Consider the following 16,616-nt stretch of genomic DNA (forward strand, 5'->3'; position numbering starts at 1 on the left):
TCGTCGTATATGAAAAGTCGATCGACCGGGCTCCTGCTGCGACTCGCGTTGGCCCGGCCTGTCCTGCCAGTTCCGTTACCAGTGCATGCCGGCGCCGATCGCCGCGCCGAACTGTCCGCGCGAATCCGTGGTGCCTTGCAGCTTGTAGACCCACTTCCCCGTCTCCGAGATTTGCGATACGCCAATGGCCAATGCCGACTGACCCGCATACGTGCCGCCGGCCATTGCGACCATGCCGCGACCCGGCAGAATGGCCTGCGGCAAGCCGGCCATTGCCATGGCGGATGCCGTGCCGCCATAACCATCGCGACGGGCCGAGCGGATCTGGTCGTCGGTATAGCTGTTCGCCTGGCTGACCGCTCCGCTCACGCTTTGCTGCAACTGGTTGACGTTGACCGCGTCGGTGCCTTGCACACCGGCTGCGACATTGGTGATCTGGCGTTCCTGGCCTGCCGCGCCGACCGAGACCGTATTTGCGCGGTCCGCGATCGAGCCTTGGCCCAATGCGACGGAGTTGTCAGCGCTGGCGTTAGCAGCTGCGCCGAGCGCGGTGGCATTCGCGCCGCTCGCCAGCGAGTTCGCGCCGATTGCGACCGCGTTGGTGCCGGTTGCCCGAGCGTTGGCGCCCGCGGCGACGGACTGCGCGCCGGATGACACGGCGCCCTGGGTGTCGCGATTGCCTTCCGCGCTGAAGAACGGATTGCCCGAGTTGACCACGACGTTGTTGACCGCGCCCGCGATGGCGGCGTTCAGCTGATTGACGTTGACCGCGTCGGTGCCGTCCACCCCCGCCGCGACGTTGTGGATCGCCGTGCCGCCGTTCGCGGCGTCGCCACCGAGCGTGACGCTGTTCTTGTTGACGCTGCCGTCGGCGTTCTGGTCATACGTGAGCGCACCGTCGAGTTTCGCGGCGTTGGCGGCGCCCTGGTCGCTCACGGCTTTCAACTGCGCGACGTTGACGGCGTCGGTGTCCGCCGTGCCGGCTGCGACGTTCGTGATCTGGCGTTCGTTGCCGGCGGAGCCGACCGAAACCGTGTTCGCCCGCGTCGCGGTCGAGCCTTGGCCGAGTGCGACCGAGTTGGCGGCCGAGGCGCTGGCCTGATAACCGAGCGCGGTCGAATTCGCGCCGCTTGCGCCGGCCTGATATCCGAGCGCGGTGGAACCGTCGCCCTGAGCGATCGCGGCGCCACCGACCGCGGTGCTGAACGCGCCGCTCGCCTGTGAGTTCGCGCCAGCGGCGAGGCCGGCTTGCCCGGCGGCGAGCGCGGAACTTCCGATGGCGACCGCGTTGCTGCCGGTGGCCGAGGCGTCGTCGGTGCCGTCGTTCAGGCCATTTGCCTTGAAGTAGCGCGAGGCGCTCGCGCTGGCGGCCTGCAATTGCCTCAGGTTGACGGCGTCAGTCGCGCTGGTGCCGTCGGCGACGTTGGTGATCTGACGTTCGTTGCCGGCGGAGCCGACGGAGACGCTGTTCGCCCGATCGGCCACCGAACCTTGGCCCAAGGCGACCGAACCGTCGGCCGACGCGTTCGCGTCATGGCCGATCGCAATTGAATCGACGTTGCCGGCGACGGCGTTGTAACCGATCGCGACGCTGCCGGCCGAGGTGGCGGACGCATACGCACCGAGCGCGGCGGCGCCGGTTGCGGCGGCCGCGGAATTGGCGCCGAGCGCGGTGGCGTTGTCGCCCGATGCGCTCGCCAGCACCCCTGCCGCGACCGCGTGCGTACCGGCGGCGACGGCGTCGTCCGTGCCGTCGGCGACGCCCTCGGCCTTGAAGTAGTGCTGGGTGCCGCTTTGCGCGATAGCGACGATCTTGCCGTCGACCGCGCTCAACTGGCTGACGTTGACGGCATCGGTTGCCGCCGCGCCGGCTGCCACGTTAGTCAGGCGGCGCTCGTTGCCTGTCGAGCCGACGGACACCTCGCCGAAAGCGGTGGTCGCAGCGACAACGCCGCTCGTGCCAAATTCCGCGCCGGGTTGGCCGAGATTCGCGGTGGTGGTCGAGTTCGCCCCGACGCCGACACTGTTCGCGGCGGTGACACTGGCGTTGTAGCCAAGCGCCACGCTGTTGGTCCCGGAGACCTTCGCATTGGCGCCGAGCGCTGTCGAGCCGTCGGCGTAGGCGAGCGAGCCGTAGCCGAGCGCGGACGCGCTGGCGCCATACGCGGTGGCGAGCCGGCCGAGCGCAGTGCCATTTTGCCAGGCGCGGGCGCCGGCGCCGAGCGCCACGGCATTAGTGCCGTTCGCCAGCGCCGCATTGCCGATGGCGACGCCGTTCAGGCTGCTCGCCGATGCGGCATAGCCAACCGCGATTGCGTTCGCTGCGGATGCGCTTGCCTGATTGCCCGTGGCGACGGCGCCGGTCGCCGTCGCGTCGGAGTTGTAGCCGATTGCAACGGCCCCGGCGGCGGCAATTTCCGAGCGAGCGTTGCGGCCGAGCGCGACCGAGTTATCGCCGTCTGCCTGGGCCTTGTAGCCGATCGCCGAAGCGCCGGTGGCGGTTGCGTGAGCGTCGTCCGGCGTCAGCGAGTTGTCGTTGGTCCGGACGTATTTGACGCCGTTGCCGTTCTGACTGATGTAGGCCGCGCTGGTGTCGCCGGCGACGGCGTAGAGTTGGGCGCCGTTCACGGCGTCGGTGCTGCTGGCAGATACTGCGCCCTGATGCACGTTGGTGATCGTCGTACCGCCCGTGACGCCGCCGTCCGTGGAGGTGGGACCCGCGAGCGTGACGCTGTTCGTGTTGACGGTGCCGTCCGCATTAGTGCCGTATGAGACAGCGTTGGCCGTCGCAGCAGTAATGGCGCCCTTGAGCTGGCTCACGTTGACGGCATCGGTGTCGGCCGCGCCGGCGGCGACGCCGCTAACGGAGCGGTTGCCGACGTTGACTTCGCCGGCCGAAGATTGTGGTGCGGTGAGGCCGTAAGCGGTGTACCCGGCTTGGGCGCCGACGGTCGTGGCTGAACCCGCGCCAAGCGCGACACTGTTGGCGTGCGTGGCTGACGCCGCATTACCGATGGCGACCGAATTAAGGCCGCTAGCCTGCGCGGCTTTGCCGAACGCCATGGCCCCCACTCCGCTGACGAAAGCCAGATTGCCGATTGCGATTCCGTAGAGCGCGGTGGGTGCGGTTGTTGCCTGCACGCCCATTGCCATCGAATTGACGCTATTCGCGTTGGCCTGAACGCCGGTTGCGATCGACATCGTGCCCCGCGCACTGGCCTGGAAGCCCGTCGCCATCGCGTAGGGGCCCGCCGCGGTTGCGCCGATGCCGATCGCAATCGCGCCCGGGCCCCCCGCATAAGGGGCGATATCGTTTCCCGGCGAATCGACGCTCGTGTCTATGAAGAGGGCGGCATGCGCCGCCGGCGCGCCCCCCGCCAGCGCAGCCAGAATCAGCACTGCACGCGCGATGGCCTTCTTGCGCTTCGTCTTTGATCTTGCCGTTATCGGCGCCGCCGGCGACGTTGCCGTCGCTTCACACCAAACCAATGGGTTATTGCTATGCATTGTTTTAGAAACTCCGCGGTAGTGCGCGAATGCGCGGCACATGAGAGCGGGTGTTCGTGTATGGATTCATCGCCCGGATAAATCACGCAAAAATAAATCCGCGAGCTTTGGCTTTGCCAGAGCAGGCCGATCGTTATCTCGTACGTGCAAGACACCCGCGTCACGCCCATGCATCCAGGGAATGAGTGGATAGGGATGAGGCGGGAGGATTTTCAGGTTCGGCGGCGGCGCGGGAGATCAGTTAAATCTGCAGCAGGTGCGGAAAAATCACATTATGTCGGCGTGTCTCAATTGATCAGTATGTAAGAGGCATTGAATAAGGAATGTTCTAAATATATTCTGGTAATTGTTTGGTTAATCTAAGCATTCTCCTGCGTTTATACGTCTTCAATGAGATTCCACTTTTCAGGCCCGATACTCGCCACCGGCGCTTTCAGAACGACGCGATTCGCGTGCGTGTCCGAACCGCCCGCCCATCCGGCAGCCGGGTCATCCCGCCCCTGATTTCTCCTGGCCATACACCGACCTGCGTCAACCGCCGGCCGCGGCAAACGTTCTACAATGATGGTTGTTCTCCGAAGTGAGTTTTCATGCGTAAATTTTTTCTTCCCGGCTTGACTGCCACGGTCGCCGCGGGCGCGGTGCTGGTCGCCGCTACAGGCTTTTTTTCTCCGGCGGCCCACGCCAACAACGTGATCGTGCTCAATTCCGGCGAGGCCACGCTGAGCCTGATCGACGAGGCGACCCGCCAGGTCGTCGGCACGGTGCCCACGGGTAAGGAACCGCATCACCTGATGGCCACGCCGGACAATTCGTCGTTGATCGTCGCGAATTCGGTGTCGAACAACCTGATGTTCGTGGATCCGAAATCCGGCCAGGTGCAGCGCTGGGTCGAAAATATCGAAGATCCGTATCAGATCGGTTTTTCGCCTGATCGCAAATGGCTGGTCACCACCGGCCTGCGTCTGGACCGTCTGGACATCTATCACTACGACGGCCAGAAGAACCAGATGACGCTGGCCTCGCGCCTGCCGCTCGCGGTCATGCCGAGCCACATGGCGTTCACGACTGACAGCAAGACGGTATTCGTCACGCTGCAGGTGTCGGGCGAACTGGCCGCGATCGACCTGGCCACGCAAACCGTCAAGTGGAAAATGAAGGTCGGCAAGGTGCCGGCGGGGCTGTGGATGACGCCGGGCGAGAAATATCTGCTGATCGGCATGACCGGCTCGGATTACGTCGCGGTAGTGGATTGGCGCAACCAGAAGATCGTCAAGACGATCCACACCGGCAACGGCGCGCACAACTTCCGTTCCCTGGCCGACGGCAAGCACGTCGCGGTGTCGAACCGCGTGGCAAGCACCATCAGCATCATCGACGAGGACACGCTCACCAACGTCGGCGATATCACCGGCTTGATGCCTGGACCGGACGACATGGAACTTTCCGCCGACAAACGCTATCTGTGGGTTACGTTCCGCTTCGCGAAGCACGTCGGCATCATCGACCTGAACACGCGTAAGCTGATCCAGACGATCGCCGTCGGCCGTTCGCCGCATGGCATCTATTTCTTCAATCGCGCGCCGGTCACGGCGCCGAACGGCGCCTGATGCGAAAGGCTCATGCCGCACCACGCGAACCGTCACGGATGAAGTAACCAGACCAGCACCATGTTCCATCTGATTTTTTCTTCCCTCGACAACTTCGTCTCCGCCGTGCAGACGTTGCTGTACGTCGACGTGGTGCAGCCGCTGCTGTTCCGCTTCAATCTGATGGATTACGACGAAGACACCTACGACAGCCTGTATTGGGTGATCGTGGGCGTCATCGAAGTGCTGGCCATGTACGCGGTGCTGCGTCCGCTCGAAGCGCTGCGCCCGGTGGAGCAATGGCAGAGCCGCAAGGCGGTGCGCGTGGACGTGATCTATACGTGGATCGCGAAGCTCGGCATTCTCAACCTGTTCTTTTTCTTCGCGCTTCAACCCTTCTTCGACGCCGTGCAGGCGTGGCTGCGGCTGCATAACATTTCGAATATCGAGTTCGACAATCTCTGGCCCGGCGTGACCACGCAACCGCTCGTCACGTTCGTGATGTATCTGCTGGTGCTCGATTTCGCCGGCTACTGGTATCACCGCTGGGAACACCGGATCGGCGTGTGGTGGGAGTTGCACGCGGTGCATCACAGCCAGCAGCAAATGTCGCTGTGGGCCGACGACCGCAACCATCTTCTCGACGATCTGCTGCAAGCCTCGTTCTTCGCGGTCATCGCGCTGGTGATCGGCGTGCCGCCGTCGCAGTTCGTCGTGCTGGTCGCCATCACGAATCTGGCGCAGAGCGTGCAGCACGCGAACATCCGCATGTACTTCGGCTGGCTTGGCGAGCGGCTGCTGGTCAGCCCCACGTTTCATCGGCGCCACCATGCCATCGGTTACGGCCACGAAGGGCTGAAATACGGCTGCAACTTCGGCGTGCTGTTTCCGTGGTGGGACATGCTGTTTCGCAGCGTGTCATGGAGCCGCGAGATGGAGCCGACCGGCATCCGCGATCAACTCACAGGCCGCAGTTACGGTGACGGCTTCTGGGCGCAGCACTGGCTCGCCTTTGTGCGCATCGCCGGGCGTCTCTCGCCGAAGCGCCGCACCGAAAGCAACGACGCCGCCGCCGTTTGAGCGCGCTTCCTCCCACGCCGCCGGTTTCCCCGGCGGCGCGTCACGTGGTTTATCCTGTTCACTTTTGCGACCAAGCGCGGGGCTGCCCGGCGGATTCGTCGCGCGGTTCGCTCCATTCCATCGTTTTGTTCACCGGCACTGGCTCGCATGAATGATCTGTTGCGCTCGTTCGGACGTGCGCTCGCAAGCGCGCTCCACCCGCGCATGCTCTGGCTGACCTTCATGCCGTTTCTGGCGGCAACGGTCGGGTGGGGCGTGATCCTGTGGTTTTCCTGGCAGACGCTGATCGGCGCGACGCGTACCTGGCTCGAAGGCTGGTCGTTCACGATCACGCTTTATCACCTGTTCGACTGGCTCGGTTTTTCTGCGCTGCATGCAGCGATCGCGCCGTTTATCGTGATCGCGATGGCGATCCCGCTGATCGTTGTCACGGTGCTGCTGCTGATCGCCACGCTGTCGATGCCGGCGGTGATCCGCTTCCTGTCGGCGCGGCAATTCCCGAGCCTCGAAATGCGCCGTGGCGGAACGTGGTACGGTAGCCTCGGTCAGGCGCTGTGGACCACGCTGGTGTGTCTGGTGCTGCTGATCGTCACGCTGCCGCTCTGGCTCGTGCCACCGTTCTTCGCGTTGATTCCACCGCTCCTGTGGGGCTGGCTGACGTATCGTGTAATGAGCTACGACGCGCTCGCGCTGCATGCCACGCGTGACGAGCGGCGCGCGCTGGTGCGGCGCTTCCGCTTGCCGCTGCTGCTGATCGGCATTGCGAGCGGCTTGCTGGGTTCGCTGCCGACCTTGTTGTGGGTGTCGTCGGTCTGGCTGATCGTGCTGTTCCCGGTGGTCACGGCCGTGACGATCTGGATCTATGCGTTCATCCTCATATTTTCGGCGCTATGGTTCGGCTACTACTGTTTGCGCGCGCTGCAGCGCATGCGCGCGGAAGAGCACGGCGGCGTGCGGCACGCGGCGCCGGTTCCCTACTGATGCATTACTGACTAAGCGAAAAAGAGGCGGCAATGGCATTTGGCGTCATCATCATCGGCGATGAAATTCTGTCGGGCAGACGTATCGACAAGCATCTGCCGAAGGTCATCGAATTGCTGGGCGCGCGTGGGCTGTCGCTCGGCTGGGCGGAGTACATCGGCGACGATCCGGAGCGCATCACCGCGACGCTGCGGCGCACGTTCGCCTCGGGCGACATCGTGTTCTCCACGGGCGGCATCGGCGCCACTCCCGACGACCACACGCGCCAATGCGCGGCGGCCGCGCTCGGCGTGCCGCTCGAACTGCATCCGGAGGCCGCAAAGCTGATTCAGGAGCGTATCCGCGACATGTATCCGGCGAACGCGGCCGCGCCGCTCGATCTGGAGTCGCCGGAGAATCGGCATCGGCTGAATATGGGCACGTATCCGCAGGGCGCGTCGATCATTCCGAACGGCTACAACAAGATTCCGGGCTTTTCGATCAATCGGCATCACTTCGTGCCGGGCTTTCCGGTGATGGCGTGGCCGATGATCGAGTGGGTGCTGGATACGCAGTACGCCGATCTGCACCACGCCATGCCGCACGCGGAGAAGTCGCTGCTGGTGTTCGAGTTGCCGGAGTCACGCGTCACGCCGCTCATGGAAAAAATCGAACGCGATTTTCCGGGCGTGCGGGTCTTCAGCCTGCCGAGCGTCGGCGATGCGGAGCGTGGTGGCGTGTACGCGCGGCATCACATCGATCTGGGCGTGAAGGGTGAGCCCGAAGCGGTGGCGGCGGCGTTCGTCAAGCTGCGGGAAGGCGTGCATCTGCTGGGCGGCGATATCGTCGAGCCCGAGGCGGCGGCTGCGGCGGCGAAGCCGCGCGGCTGATCCGCGCGTTACACGTTTATTCTGGTTCGGGCGCTGCGGCGCCCGTTTTTCATCGCGCTCGTCGCCGATTCCGAGCGCGGCAGAGGCGGATCATCGGCCTGTCATATTCAGCGCCGACGATGTGGCTGTCCTTATCTGCGGCAGGCAAATGGCGGTGTTGCGGTTCTGAGAAGCCGCCGCGACTGCCAGCGAGCAATCAGGAAGCAGGCTGCGAGCGGGCAGCGCTAGCGTAAGCGCCTGAAAGTGCCGCGCAGCCGCTACGCAGCAGTCATCCAACCGCGGCACCCAACCACCGCACTCACGCGCCGATCCACGGCAATCCGCGAAAGCACCAGCCCGACACCGTCTTCCGATGCCCCTGGCCATCCTTGTCGCCTTCGAAGCCTTCCAGCAGGTCATACGCCTTGGTGAAGCCGGCCTGCGTGGCGGCGATCGCGGCGAGCTTCGAGCGCGCGGCGCTGCGGCACAGGAACAGCACGGGCGTATCGGGCGTGGCGACCTGTTTCAACTGCGCGAGAAATTCCTGGTTCGGCACGGCGCCCGGATAGCGCGTCCATTCCACGTGTGCGTACTGTCCGTCGCCGATCACCGGCCGGCCGACCCAGTCGAGTTCGGCGCGGGTGCGCACATCGACGAGGCGGGTGCGCGGGTCGAGTTGCAGCAGTTCGAACGCTTCGGCGGGCGATATCGCGCCCGCGTACGGCAACTGATTCTCGCTGCGGCGCTTGTCCGCGCTGGCGTACAACTGTTCGAGCGTGCTCATGAGCGCAAATCTCCTTCGGACCAAACAACCATTTTAGCGCGCGCCGTGCGGCGCGCGTGTCTTGCACGAACGGCGGAGATAGGCTCGCGTCGCAAGCGGACGAATGCGCAAATATGGTGCAAATTTCGTGAAATGCACCAAAATAAAGATGTCATCAGTTCCCAATCCGGTGAATGCACATATTTGGTGCTGAGTCGGACTCGAGGATTTGGGGGCTGCATGCGGTGCGGTGCGCCCATTCCCCGCAATCGCGCGCGGAGTGTGGCTCTGCGCCGGGTTGGCGCACGCATGGCACAGAAGCTGCTTTATTGGTGCCGATCGATTTGTCCAGGCAGACTTTTATGTTCCTCCTCAACGATTGAGGGTGGACGCGCCGGGACGGGTCAGCTAGATTGGGCGGCGGCTGAATCCGCCGAATTCGTTAATCAGGAGATAGGTTATGAGTAAATCCGTGGCCGACGTCGTACAACTCGTCAAAGACGAAGACGTCAAGTTTGTCGACTTTCGTTTCACCGACACGCGCGGCAAAGAGCAACACGTTTCGGTGCCGGTGTCGGCATTCGATGAAGACAAGTTCGAAAGCGGCCATGCGTTTGACGGTTCTTCGATTGCCGGCTGGAAGGGCATCGAAGCCTCGGACATGTTGCTGGTCCCCGATGCGAACACGGCTTTCATCGACCCGTTCTACGAAGAATCCACCCTCGTGCTGACCTGCGACGTCGTCGAACCGGCGGACGGCAAGGGCTACGAGCGCGACCCGCGCTCGCTGGCAAAGCGCGCTGAAGCCTACCTGAAGAGCACGGGCCTCGGCGACACGGCCTTCTTCGGCCCGGAGCCGGAATTCTTCATTTTCGACTCGGTCCAGTGGAACACGGACCAGTCGGGCTGCTTCATCAAGATCGGTTCGGAAGAAGCACCGTGGTCGTCGGCGAAGGAATTCGAAGGCGGCAACACCGGCCACCGTCCGGGCACCAAGGGCGGCTACTTCCCGGTCGCTCCGGTCGACACGTTCCAGGACATCCGTTCGGAAATGTGTCTGCTGCTCGAACAGATCGGCATTCCGGTCGAAGTGCATCACCACGAAGTCGCGGGCCAAGGCCAGAACGAAATCGGCACCAAGTTCTCGACGCTGGTGCAACGCGCCGACTGGCTGCAGCAAATGAAGTACATCATCCACAACGTCGCGCACACGTACGGCAAGACGGCAACGTTCATGCCGAAGCCGGTGGTCGGCGATAACGGTTCGGGCATGCACGTTCACCAGTCGATCTGGAAAGACGGCACGAACCTGTTCGCGGGCAACGGTTACGCAGGTCTGTCGGAATTCGCGCTGTTCTACATCGGCGGCATCATCAAGCATGCTCGCGCGCTGAACGCGATCACGAACCCGTCGACGAACTCGTACAAGCGCCTCGTGCCGCACTTCGAAGCGCCGGTCAAGCTGGCTTACTCGGCTCGCAACCGTTCGGCATCGATCCGCATTCCGCACGTGTCGAACCCGAAGGGCCGCCGTATCGAAACGCGTTTCCCGGATCCGATGGCGAATCCGTACCTGTGCTTCTCCGCGCTGATGATGGCGGGTCTGGACGGCGTGCAGAACAAGATTCACCCGGGCGAAGCTGCCGACAAGAACCTGTACGACCTGCCGCCGGAAGAGGATGCAAAGATCCCGACCGTGTGCGCCGGCCTCGACCAGGCTCTGGACGCGCTGGACGCGGACCGCGAATTCCTGACGCGCGGTGGCGTGTTCACGGATTCGATGCTCGACGCGTACATCGAACTGAAGACGGGCGAGCTGCAACGCTATCGTCAGTCGGTGCACCCGATCGAGTTCGAAATGTACTACTCGCTGTAAGCGGCCATGGCGCTTCGCCCTTCACACGGCGAAGCGCTTTGCCCGACGCTCGCGATCGGTCACGAAGGGACGGCGGCGCCGTCCCTTTTTCGTTAGGCCGCGCACAACGTTTGCGGCGTATGGGCGTTGTTGAGGTATTGAGCAAAACAGCAGGCGGACTACCTGATTTATCACCATCTCCTATCGGCCGGACTGCAAGATGGTTCTTAAGAATCTGATCAAGGCAAGGAAAGGACACGAGCAGGCGCTCTCGGACGACGCTCAACTCGTCAGCTCCGGTTTGCTGCCGGGCTTCGAGGCGTTGCCGACAGTGGTGCTGGTGCTCGAAAAGCGCACGCTGCGCGTCGCGTTTGCGAATCCGTCGGCGGAGTCGATGCTGGAGCTCTCGCGCCGGCAACTGACGCAAATGGCGTGGCCGGACATCTTCTCGAATGCCGACGAACTGGTCGCGACCATCTCCGCGATCGCCGCCCACCGCTTTCACGCGACGCATCTCGACGCCGTGCTCGAGCGGCCGGCCCACGAGCCGCTGCATGTGCATGCGATCGTCGGCTTCCTGGAAAGCGCGCAAGACTACGTGCTGCTCGAACTGTTCGAAAACGAGCGGCATTTACGCACCGACCGCGAGGAGCGCATCAACGACCTCACGGCGGTCAACAAGCAACTGATCCGCAACCTCGCGCATGAGATCAAGAATCCGCTCGGCGGCATTCGCGGCGCGGCGCAACTGCTGGAGTTCGAACTCGGCGAGCGTCAACGCGACGAGTTGCGCGAGTACACGCAGGTCATCATCAAGGAATCGGACCGGCTGCAAACGCTGGTCGACCGGTTGCTCGAACCGCACCGTCATCCGCATATCGTCGGCGACGTGAATATTCACGAGGTGTGCGAGCGCGTGCGTCAGGTGATTCTCGCGGAGTTTCCGCGCGGCCTCACCATCGAGCGCGATTACGACGTGAGCGTGCCGGACCTGCGCGGCGACAAGGAGCAACTGATCCAGGCGCTGCTAAACATCGTGCGCAACGCGGCTGAAGCGCTGCGCGAACGTATTTCGCAAGGCGATGCGCGAATCGAATTGCGCACCCGCATTGCCCGCAAGATTACGGTGTCGAAACGCTTATGTAAGCTGGCACTGGACTTGCATATCACTGACAACGGCCCAGGCATTCCCGAAGAAATCCGTGACCGCATTTTCTATCCGCTCGTGTCGGGGCGCGAGGACGGCAGCGGTCTTGGACTGACGCTCGCGCAGACCTTCGTGCAACAGCATGACGGTTTGATCGAAGTGGATAGCCGCCCGGGCCACACCGAGTTTCAGATTCTGCTGCCGCTCGACTGCTAACACCATATGTACTCAAACGTACTCAAGACTTCTGACCGACCCATATGAAGCCGATCTGGATAGTAGACGACGATCAATCGATTCGCTGGGTGCTCGAAAAAGCACTGGCCCGCGAAAACTTCGCGACTCGCAGCTTCGCGAACGTGCGCGAGGCGTCGGCCGCGCTCGAACATGAGAGTCCGCAAGTGCTGGTGTCCGACATCCGGATGCCTGGCGGCTCCGGCCTCGAATTGCTGCAAACCGTGCGCGACAAGGTGCCGGGCTTGCCTGTCATCATCATGACGGCGTTCTCGGATCTGGATAGCGCCGTCGCCGCGTTCCAGGGCGGCGCGTTCGAATACCTCGCCAAGCCGTTCGACGTCGACAAGGCGGTCGAACTGATCCGCCGTGCCGTCGACGAAAGCATGCGCGGCGAACAGACGTGGGATGAACGCGTTACCGAAGCACCGGAAATGCTCGGCCAGGCACCAGCGATGCAGGATATGTTCCGCGCCATCGGCCGCTTGTCCCATTCTGCGGCAACCGTGCTCATTACCGGCGAATCAGGCACCGGGAAGGAACTGGTCGCGCGTGCGTTGCACCGACATAGCCCACGCGCGAATGGTCCCTTCATTGCACTGAACACTGCCGCGATTCCAAAAGATCTGTTGGAATCCGAATTATTCGGCCACGAGCGCGGCGCCTTTACCGGCGCGCAGGCCATGCGCCAAGGCCGTTTCGAACAGGCCGAGAACGGCACATTGTTTCTCGATGAAATCGGCGATATGCCGTTCGATCTGCAAACGCGTCTATTGCGGGTGTTGTCGGACGGGCAGTTTTATCGCGTGGGCGGCCACAATCCGTTGCGCGCCAATGTGCGCGTGATCGCGGCGACGCACCAGAATCTCGAATCGCGCGTGCGTCAGGGCCTGTTCCGCGAGGACTTGTATCACCGCCTCAATGTGATCCGCTTGCGCTTGCCGGCTTTGCGCGAACGTAGCGAGGACATTCCGCTGCTCACACGGCACTTTCTGCAAAAGAGCGCGCGCGATCTCGGCGTCGAGCCCAAGCGCGTGTCCGAAGAGGCGCTGGCTTATCTCGCGTCGCTGCCGTTTCCCGGCAACGTGCGTCAATTGGAGAATCTCGCCAACTGGCTCACGGTGATGGCGCCGGCGCAGACCATCGAGATCAAGGACCTGCCGCCTGATCTCGGCCCCGCGCAAGCGGGCGTAAGCGATCTGACCGGCGGTGGCGGCGGGGCGATCGGCGCGGGTGATGCAACTCTCGCGGGCGGCGTGCCGGTCAACGGCGCAAGCGCGGCAACGCATCCGGCCGCGGCGGGCGGCATGCCGGTCGCGACTACCGTGAGCGCCTGGGAAGGCGGCTTACGCACCGAAGTCGCGCGAATGTTGCGCGAGAATGCCGCGGACGTCATGGACGAACTCGCGCGCCGTTTCGAAGCGGCGGTGATTCGCGAAGCGCTCGACTTCACGCGTGGCCGCAAGGTCGAAGCGGCGGAGCGTCTCGGCATTGGCCGCAATACGATTACGCGCAAGATTCAGGAACTCAATCTCGAGCCCTGAGTGTCTGATTGCAGAGCGGGGCGGCGCGGGAGCCGCGCCGCTCATTCGCTTGTCGAACGAGTCACGCGCTCCCACAAGGCATAATCAACGCTGTTTTCATTCGACAGCCGACGATGCCCGCACCTCGCTCTCTCACCGCTCCTTTCTCCTGGCCGCTTTCCCCCGATCCCTTCCTGTCGCTCGAAGCGCTCGACGACCCTGACGCACTCGCGTGGGTTGAACAGCAGAACGCGCGCACGCGCGCCGCGTGGTGCAGCAGCGCGGAATTCGCCTCGCTCAGGCAGCGTCTTGCCGACGCCTATCTGCCGCGCGAACGTCCGGTGATTCCCGATCGCTGGAAAGAGTGGGCTTACGACCTGTGGCAGGACGAGCGCAATCCCAAGGGCATCTGGCGGCGTACGACGTGGGCGGCATGGCGTGGCGGCAAACCGGAGTGGCAGAACCTGCTCGACTTCGACGCGCTCGGCGCCGCTGAAGGCACGCCCTGGGTGTGCGCGGAACTGGATATCCTCTATCCCGATGGCGACCGCGCGCTGATCACGCTGTCGCCGGGCGGCTCGGACGCGCTCGTGGTGCGCGAGTTCGACATCGACGCGCGGCGCTTCGTCGACGACGGTTTTGTGATCGCGAAGGCCGGCAAGCACACAGCGTCGTGGATCGACCGGGACACGCTTTACATCGGCTGGGATAACGGCCGCAAGAGCCTGACGCGCTCCGGTTATCCGCGCGAAGTGCGGCGCTGGACGCGCGGCACGGCGCTCGCCGACGCGCCCGTGGTCTTCAAGGGCGCGTTCGGTGATATCGGCGTGGAAGCGCACTACGATCCGGTCGAACAGCGGCATACGGTGGTGAGTAGCGTCGACTTCTTCGATTCGCACACGTACTACCTCGATGGCGCCCACGGGGCCGCCGACGCATGGCGTCGCTACGAGGTGCCGTCGCATGTCGCGGTGAGCGGCTGGCAAGGTTGGCTGTTGCTCGAGCCGCGGCTCGATTGGGATTGCAACGGCGTGCACTATCCGGGCGGCGCGTTGTTGGCGATCCGCGAAGATGCGTTCCTGCGCGGCGAGCGCGACGTACTGCCGCTATTCACGCCGACACCGCAAACGTCGGCCTGCGAGTGGACGCATACGCTCAACCACCTGATCGTGTCGTATCTGGAAGATGTGCGGAACAAGACCTTGCTATTGACGCCGTCGCAAACCGACAACCAGGCGTGGCATTGGCAGCAACGCGTCTTCCCAACGCGCGACGACGCGCAAGCCGACGTGTCGCCCGTCGAGCCGACGCTCGACGACGAGGTGTTCGTCGACACCGACGATTATCTTCAGCCGCCTGCTTACTGGCTCGCCGACCTCGCGCGCGACGATCTGAGCGAATGGGAATTGCTCGACCGCTGGCCGACGCAATTCGACGCCACGCAGTTCGCCGTCACGCGCGGTCACGCTGTTTCCGCGGACGGCACGCGCGTGCCGTACACCGTTGTCGGCCCGCGCGATGCGCAACAGCACGCGCGCCCGTGCCTGCTCAACGGCTACGGCGGCTTTGCGATTCCGTTGCTGCCGAGCTATCTCACCGGGCAAGGTATCGGCTGGCTGGCACGCGGCGGCGTGTACGTGGTCGCGCATATTCGCGGCGGCGGCGAGTTCGGCACGCGCTGGCATACGGCTGCGCAAGGCGAGCATCGCCAGCGTGCGTTCGACGATTTCATCGCGGTGGCCGAGGCGTTGATCGACACGGGCGTGACGAGTGCCGCGCAACTCGGCATTCAGGGTGGCAGCAACGGCGGCCTGCTGGTGGCGGCGTGCATGGTGCAGCGCCCCGAGCTGTTCGGCGCCGTGGTGTGCGAGGTACCCTTGCTCGACATGCGCCGCTACCATCTGCTGCATGCGGGGGCGTCATGGATCGACGAATATGGCGACCCCGACGAGCCCGACGAAGCAGGCATGCTGGCCGCTTACTCGCCGTATCACCGTGTGGCGGCGAACGTCGCGTATCCGCCTGTGCTGTTCACCACATCGACGGCCGACGACCGTGTGCATCCCGGTCATGCGCGCAAGATGGCCGCGCATATGCAGGCGTTGGGCGCGCAGCACGTGTGGTATCGGGAGAATACCGAGGGCGGGCACGGCGGCTCCGATGAACTGGAGCAGGCCGAGCACGATGCGATGGTGTTCGAATTCCTGTGGCGTACGTTGAACCCGTCGACGCAGGCCTGACGCTGTGAGGAAAGATCAGCCGAGCTGCGCGACGACCGGCGCGTGGTCCGACGGCTGATCCCACTTGCGCGGCACCTTGTCGATGTCGCACGACGAACACACGTCGGCCAGCGCCTTCGACAGCAGGATGTGGTCGATGCGCAGCCCCGCGTTGCGGCGGAACGCCATCATCCGGTAGTCCCACCACGAGTAGAGCTTCTCCGGCTGCTCGAACTGGCGGAATGCGTCGAGAAGACCGAGTTCGATGAGCCGCACGAACGCGGCGCGTTCTTCGGGCGACACCAGGTTCTGGCCTTCCCACGCTTTCGGGTCGTGCACGTCGCGATCTTCCGGCGCGATGTTGTAGTCGCCGAGCAGCGCGAGCTTCGGATGCAGTGCCATCTCACTCGCGATCCAGTCGTGCAGCGCAGCAAGCCAGCGCAGTTTGTACGCGAACTTGTCGGTGCCCGGCGCCTGGCCGTTGGGAAAATACGCGGAGATAATGCGCACGCCTTCGATGGTCGCGGCAATCACACGTTGCTGCGGATCTTCAAAGCCCGGAATATTCCGCACGATGCTAGCTTCGTCGACCGTCAGGCCGCCGCGCACCAGAATGCCGACGCCGTTATAGGTCTTCTGGCCGGCGAACCAGCTGCGGTAGCCCTTCTCTTCGAGTTCGGCGCGCGGGAATTTTTCGTCGGGCAGCTTCAGTTCCTGAAGGCACAGCACGTCGGTGCCGCTGGTTTCGAGCCAGTCGATCACATGCTGCTGGCGGACTTTGAGGGAGTTGACGTTCCAGGTGGCGATTTTCATGACATTCTCTTTTTCTTGCGTAATTCCGATAGTTCCGCATCTTATCGCGCGAACGAG

General features: G+C 63.7%; 11 protein-coding genes. 8 read left to right on the forward strand and 3 right to left on the reverse strand.

Going from position 1 to position 16,616, the window contains the following annotated elements; all coding sequences use genetic code 11:
- Positions 1 to 75: 75 nt before the first annotated feature.
- Positions 76 to 3,399 (reverse strand): YadA-like family protein, encoded by a 3,324-nt coding sequence (locus tag B0G73_RS07455; protein ID WP_374957000.1) that lies wholly within the window; start codon positions 3,397 to 3,399, stop codon positions 76 to 78.
- Between the two features lie 698 nt (positions 3,400 to 4,097).
- On the opposite strand from B0G73_RS07455, the gene B0G73_RS07460 reads away from it, so the two are divergent.
- From B0G73_RS07460 to B0G73_RS07475, 4 genes are all read left to right on the forward strand, one after another.
- The gene (locus B0G73_RS07460; protein ID WP_106279391.1) at positions 4,098 to 5,117 is read left to right on the forward strand and encodes a beta-propeller fold lactonase family protein; all 1,020 of its coding nucleotides are present in this window, start codon (positions 4,098 to 4,100) and stop codon (positions 5,115 to 5,117) included.
- A 60-nt stretch (positions 5,118 to 5,177) separates the two neighbouring features.
- Positions 5,178 to 6,176: a sterol desaturase family protein gene (locus tag B0G73_RS07465; protein ID WP_106279393.1), complete on the forward strand. Its 999-nt coding sequence runs from the start codon at positions 5,178 to 5,180 to the stop codon at positions 6,174 to 6,176.
- A 147-nt stretch (positions 6,177 to 6,323) separates the two neighbouring features.
- A complete protein-coding gene (locus B0G73_RS07470; protein WP_106279395.1) occupies positions 6,324 to 7,157 on the forward strand; it encodes an EI24 domain-containing protein in 834 nt (277 codons plus the stop codon).
- Between the two features lie 32 nt (positions 7,158 to 7,189).
- A complete protein-coding gene (locus B0G73_RS07475; protein WP_106279397.1) occupies positions 7,190 to 8,026 on the forward strand; it encodes a molybdopterin-binding protein in 837 nt (278 codons plus the stop codon).
- Positions 8,027 to 8,324: 298 nt separating this feature from the next.
- Here the strand turns inward: B0G73_RS07475 and B0G73_RS07480 are convergent, their stop codons facing one another.
- Positions 8,325 to 8,789, reverse strand: coding sequence for a rhodanese-like domain-containing protein (locus tag B0G73_RS07480; RefSeq protein WP_106279399.1), 465 nt, complete (start codon positions 8,787 to 8,789; stop codon positions 8,325 to 8,327).
- 439 nt (positions 8,790 to 9,228) lie between these two features.
- Between B0G73_RS07480 and glnA the strand changes: the two genes are divergently transcribed.
- The 4 genes from glnA to B0G73_RS07500 all read left to right on the forward strand — a co-directional run bounded on the left by glnA (position 9,229) and on the right by B0G73_RS07500 (position 15,767).
- Positions 9,229 to 10,644 carry a type I glutamate--ammonia ligase gene (glnA, locus tag B0G73_RS07485; protein WP_073427532.1) on the forward strand — a complete coding sequence of 472 codons (1,416 nt, stop codon included), beginning with the start codon at positions 9,229 to 9,231 and terminating at the stop codon, positions 10,642 to 10,644.
- Between the two features lie 199 nt (positions 10,645 to 10,843).
- Positions 10,844 to 11,986, forward strand: coding sequence for a nitrogen regulation protein NR(II) (gene glnL, locus B0G73_RS07490; protein WP_106279401.1), 1,143 nt, complete (start codon positions 10,844 to 10,846; stop codon positions 11,984 to 11,986).
- A 44-nt stretch (positions 11,987 to 12,030) separates the two neighbouring features.
- Positions 12,031 to 13,548 (forward strand): nitrogen regulation protein NR(I), encoded by a 1,518-nt coding sequence (ntrC, locus tag B0G73_RS07495; protein WP_106279403.1) that lies wholly within the window; start codon positions 12,031 to 12,033, stop codon positions 13,546 to 13,548.
- 113 nt (positions 13,549 to 13,661) lie between these two features.
- A complete protein-coding gene (locus B0G73_RS07500) occupies positions 13,662 to 15,767 on the forward strand; it encodes a prolyl oligopeptidase family protein (protein WP_106279404.1) in 2,106 nt (701 codons plus the stop codon).
- Between the two features lie 15 nt (positions 15,768 to 15,782).
- Here the strand turns inward: B0G73_RS07500 and xth are convergent, their stop codons facing one another.
- Complete coding sequence (gene xth, locus B0G73_RS07505) at positions 15,783 to 16,559, reverse strand: exodeoxyribonuclease III (RefSeq protein WP_106279406.1); 777 nt, start codon at positions 16,557 to 16,559, stop codon at positions 15,783 to 15,785.
- Between the last annotated feature and the right edge of the window lie 57 nt (positions 16,560 to 16,616).

This window comes from Paraburkholderia sp. BL25I1N1, assembly GCF_003002025.1.
Classification (GTDB): domain Bacteria; phylum Pseudomonadota; class Gammaproteobacteria; order Burkholderiales; family Burkholderiaceae; genus Paraburkholderia.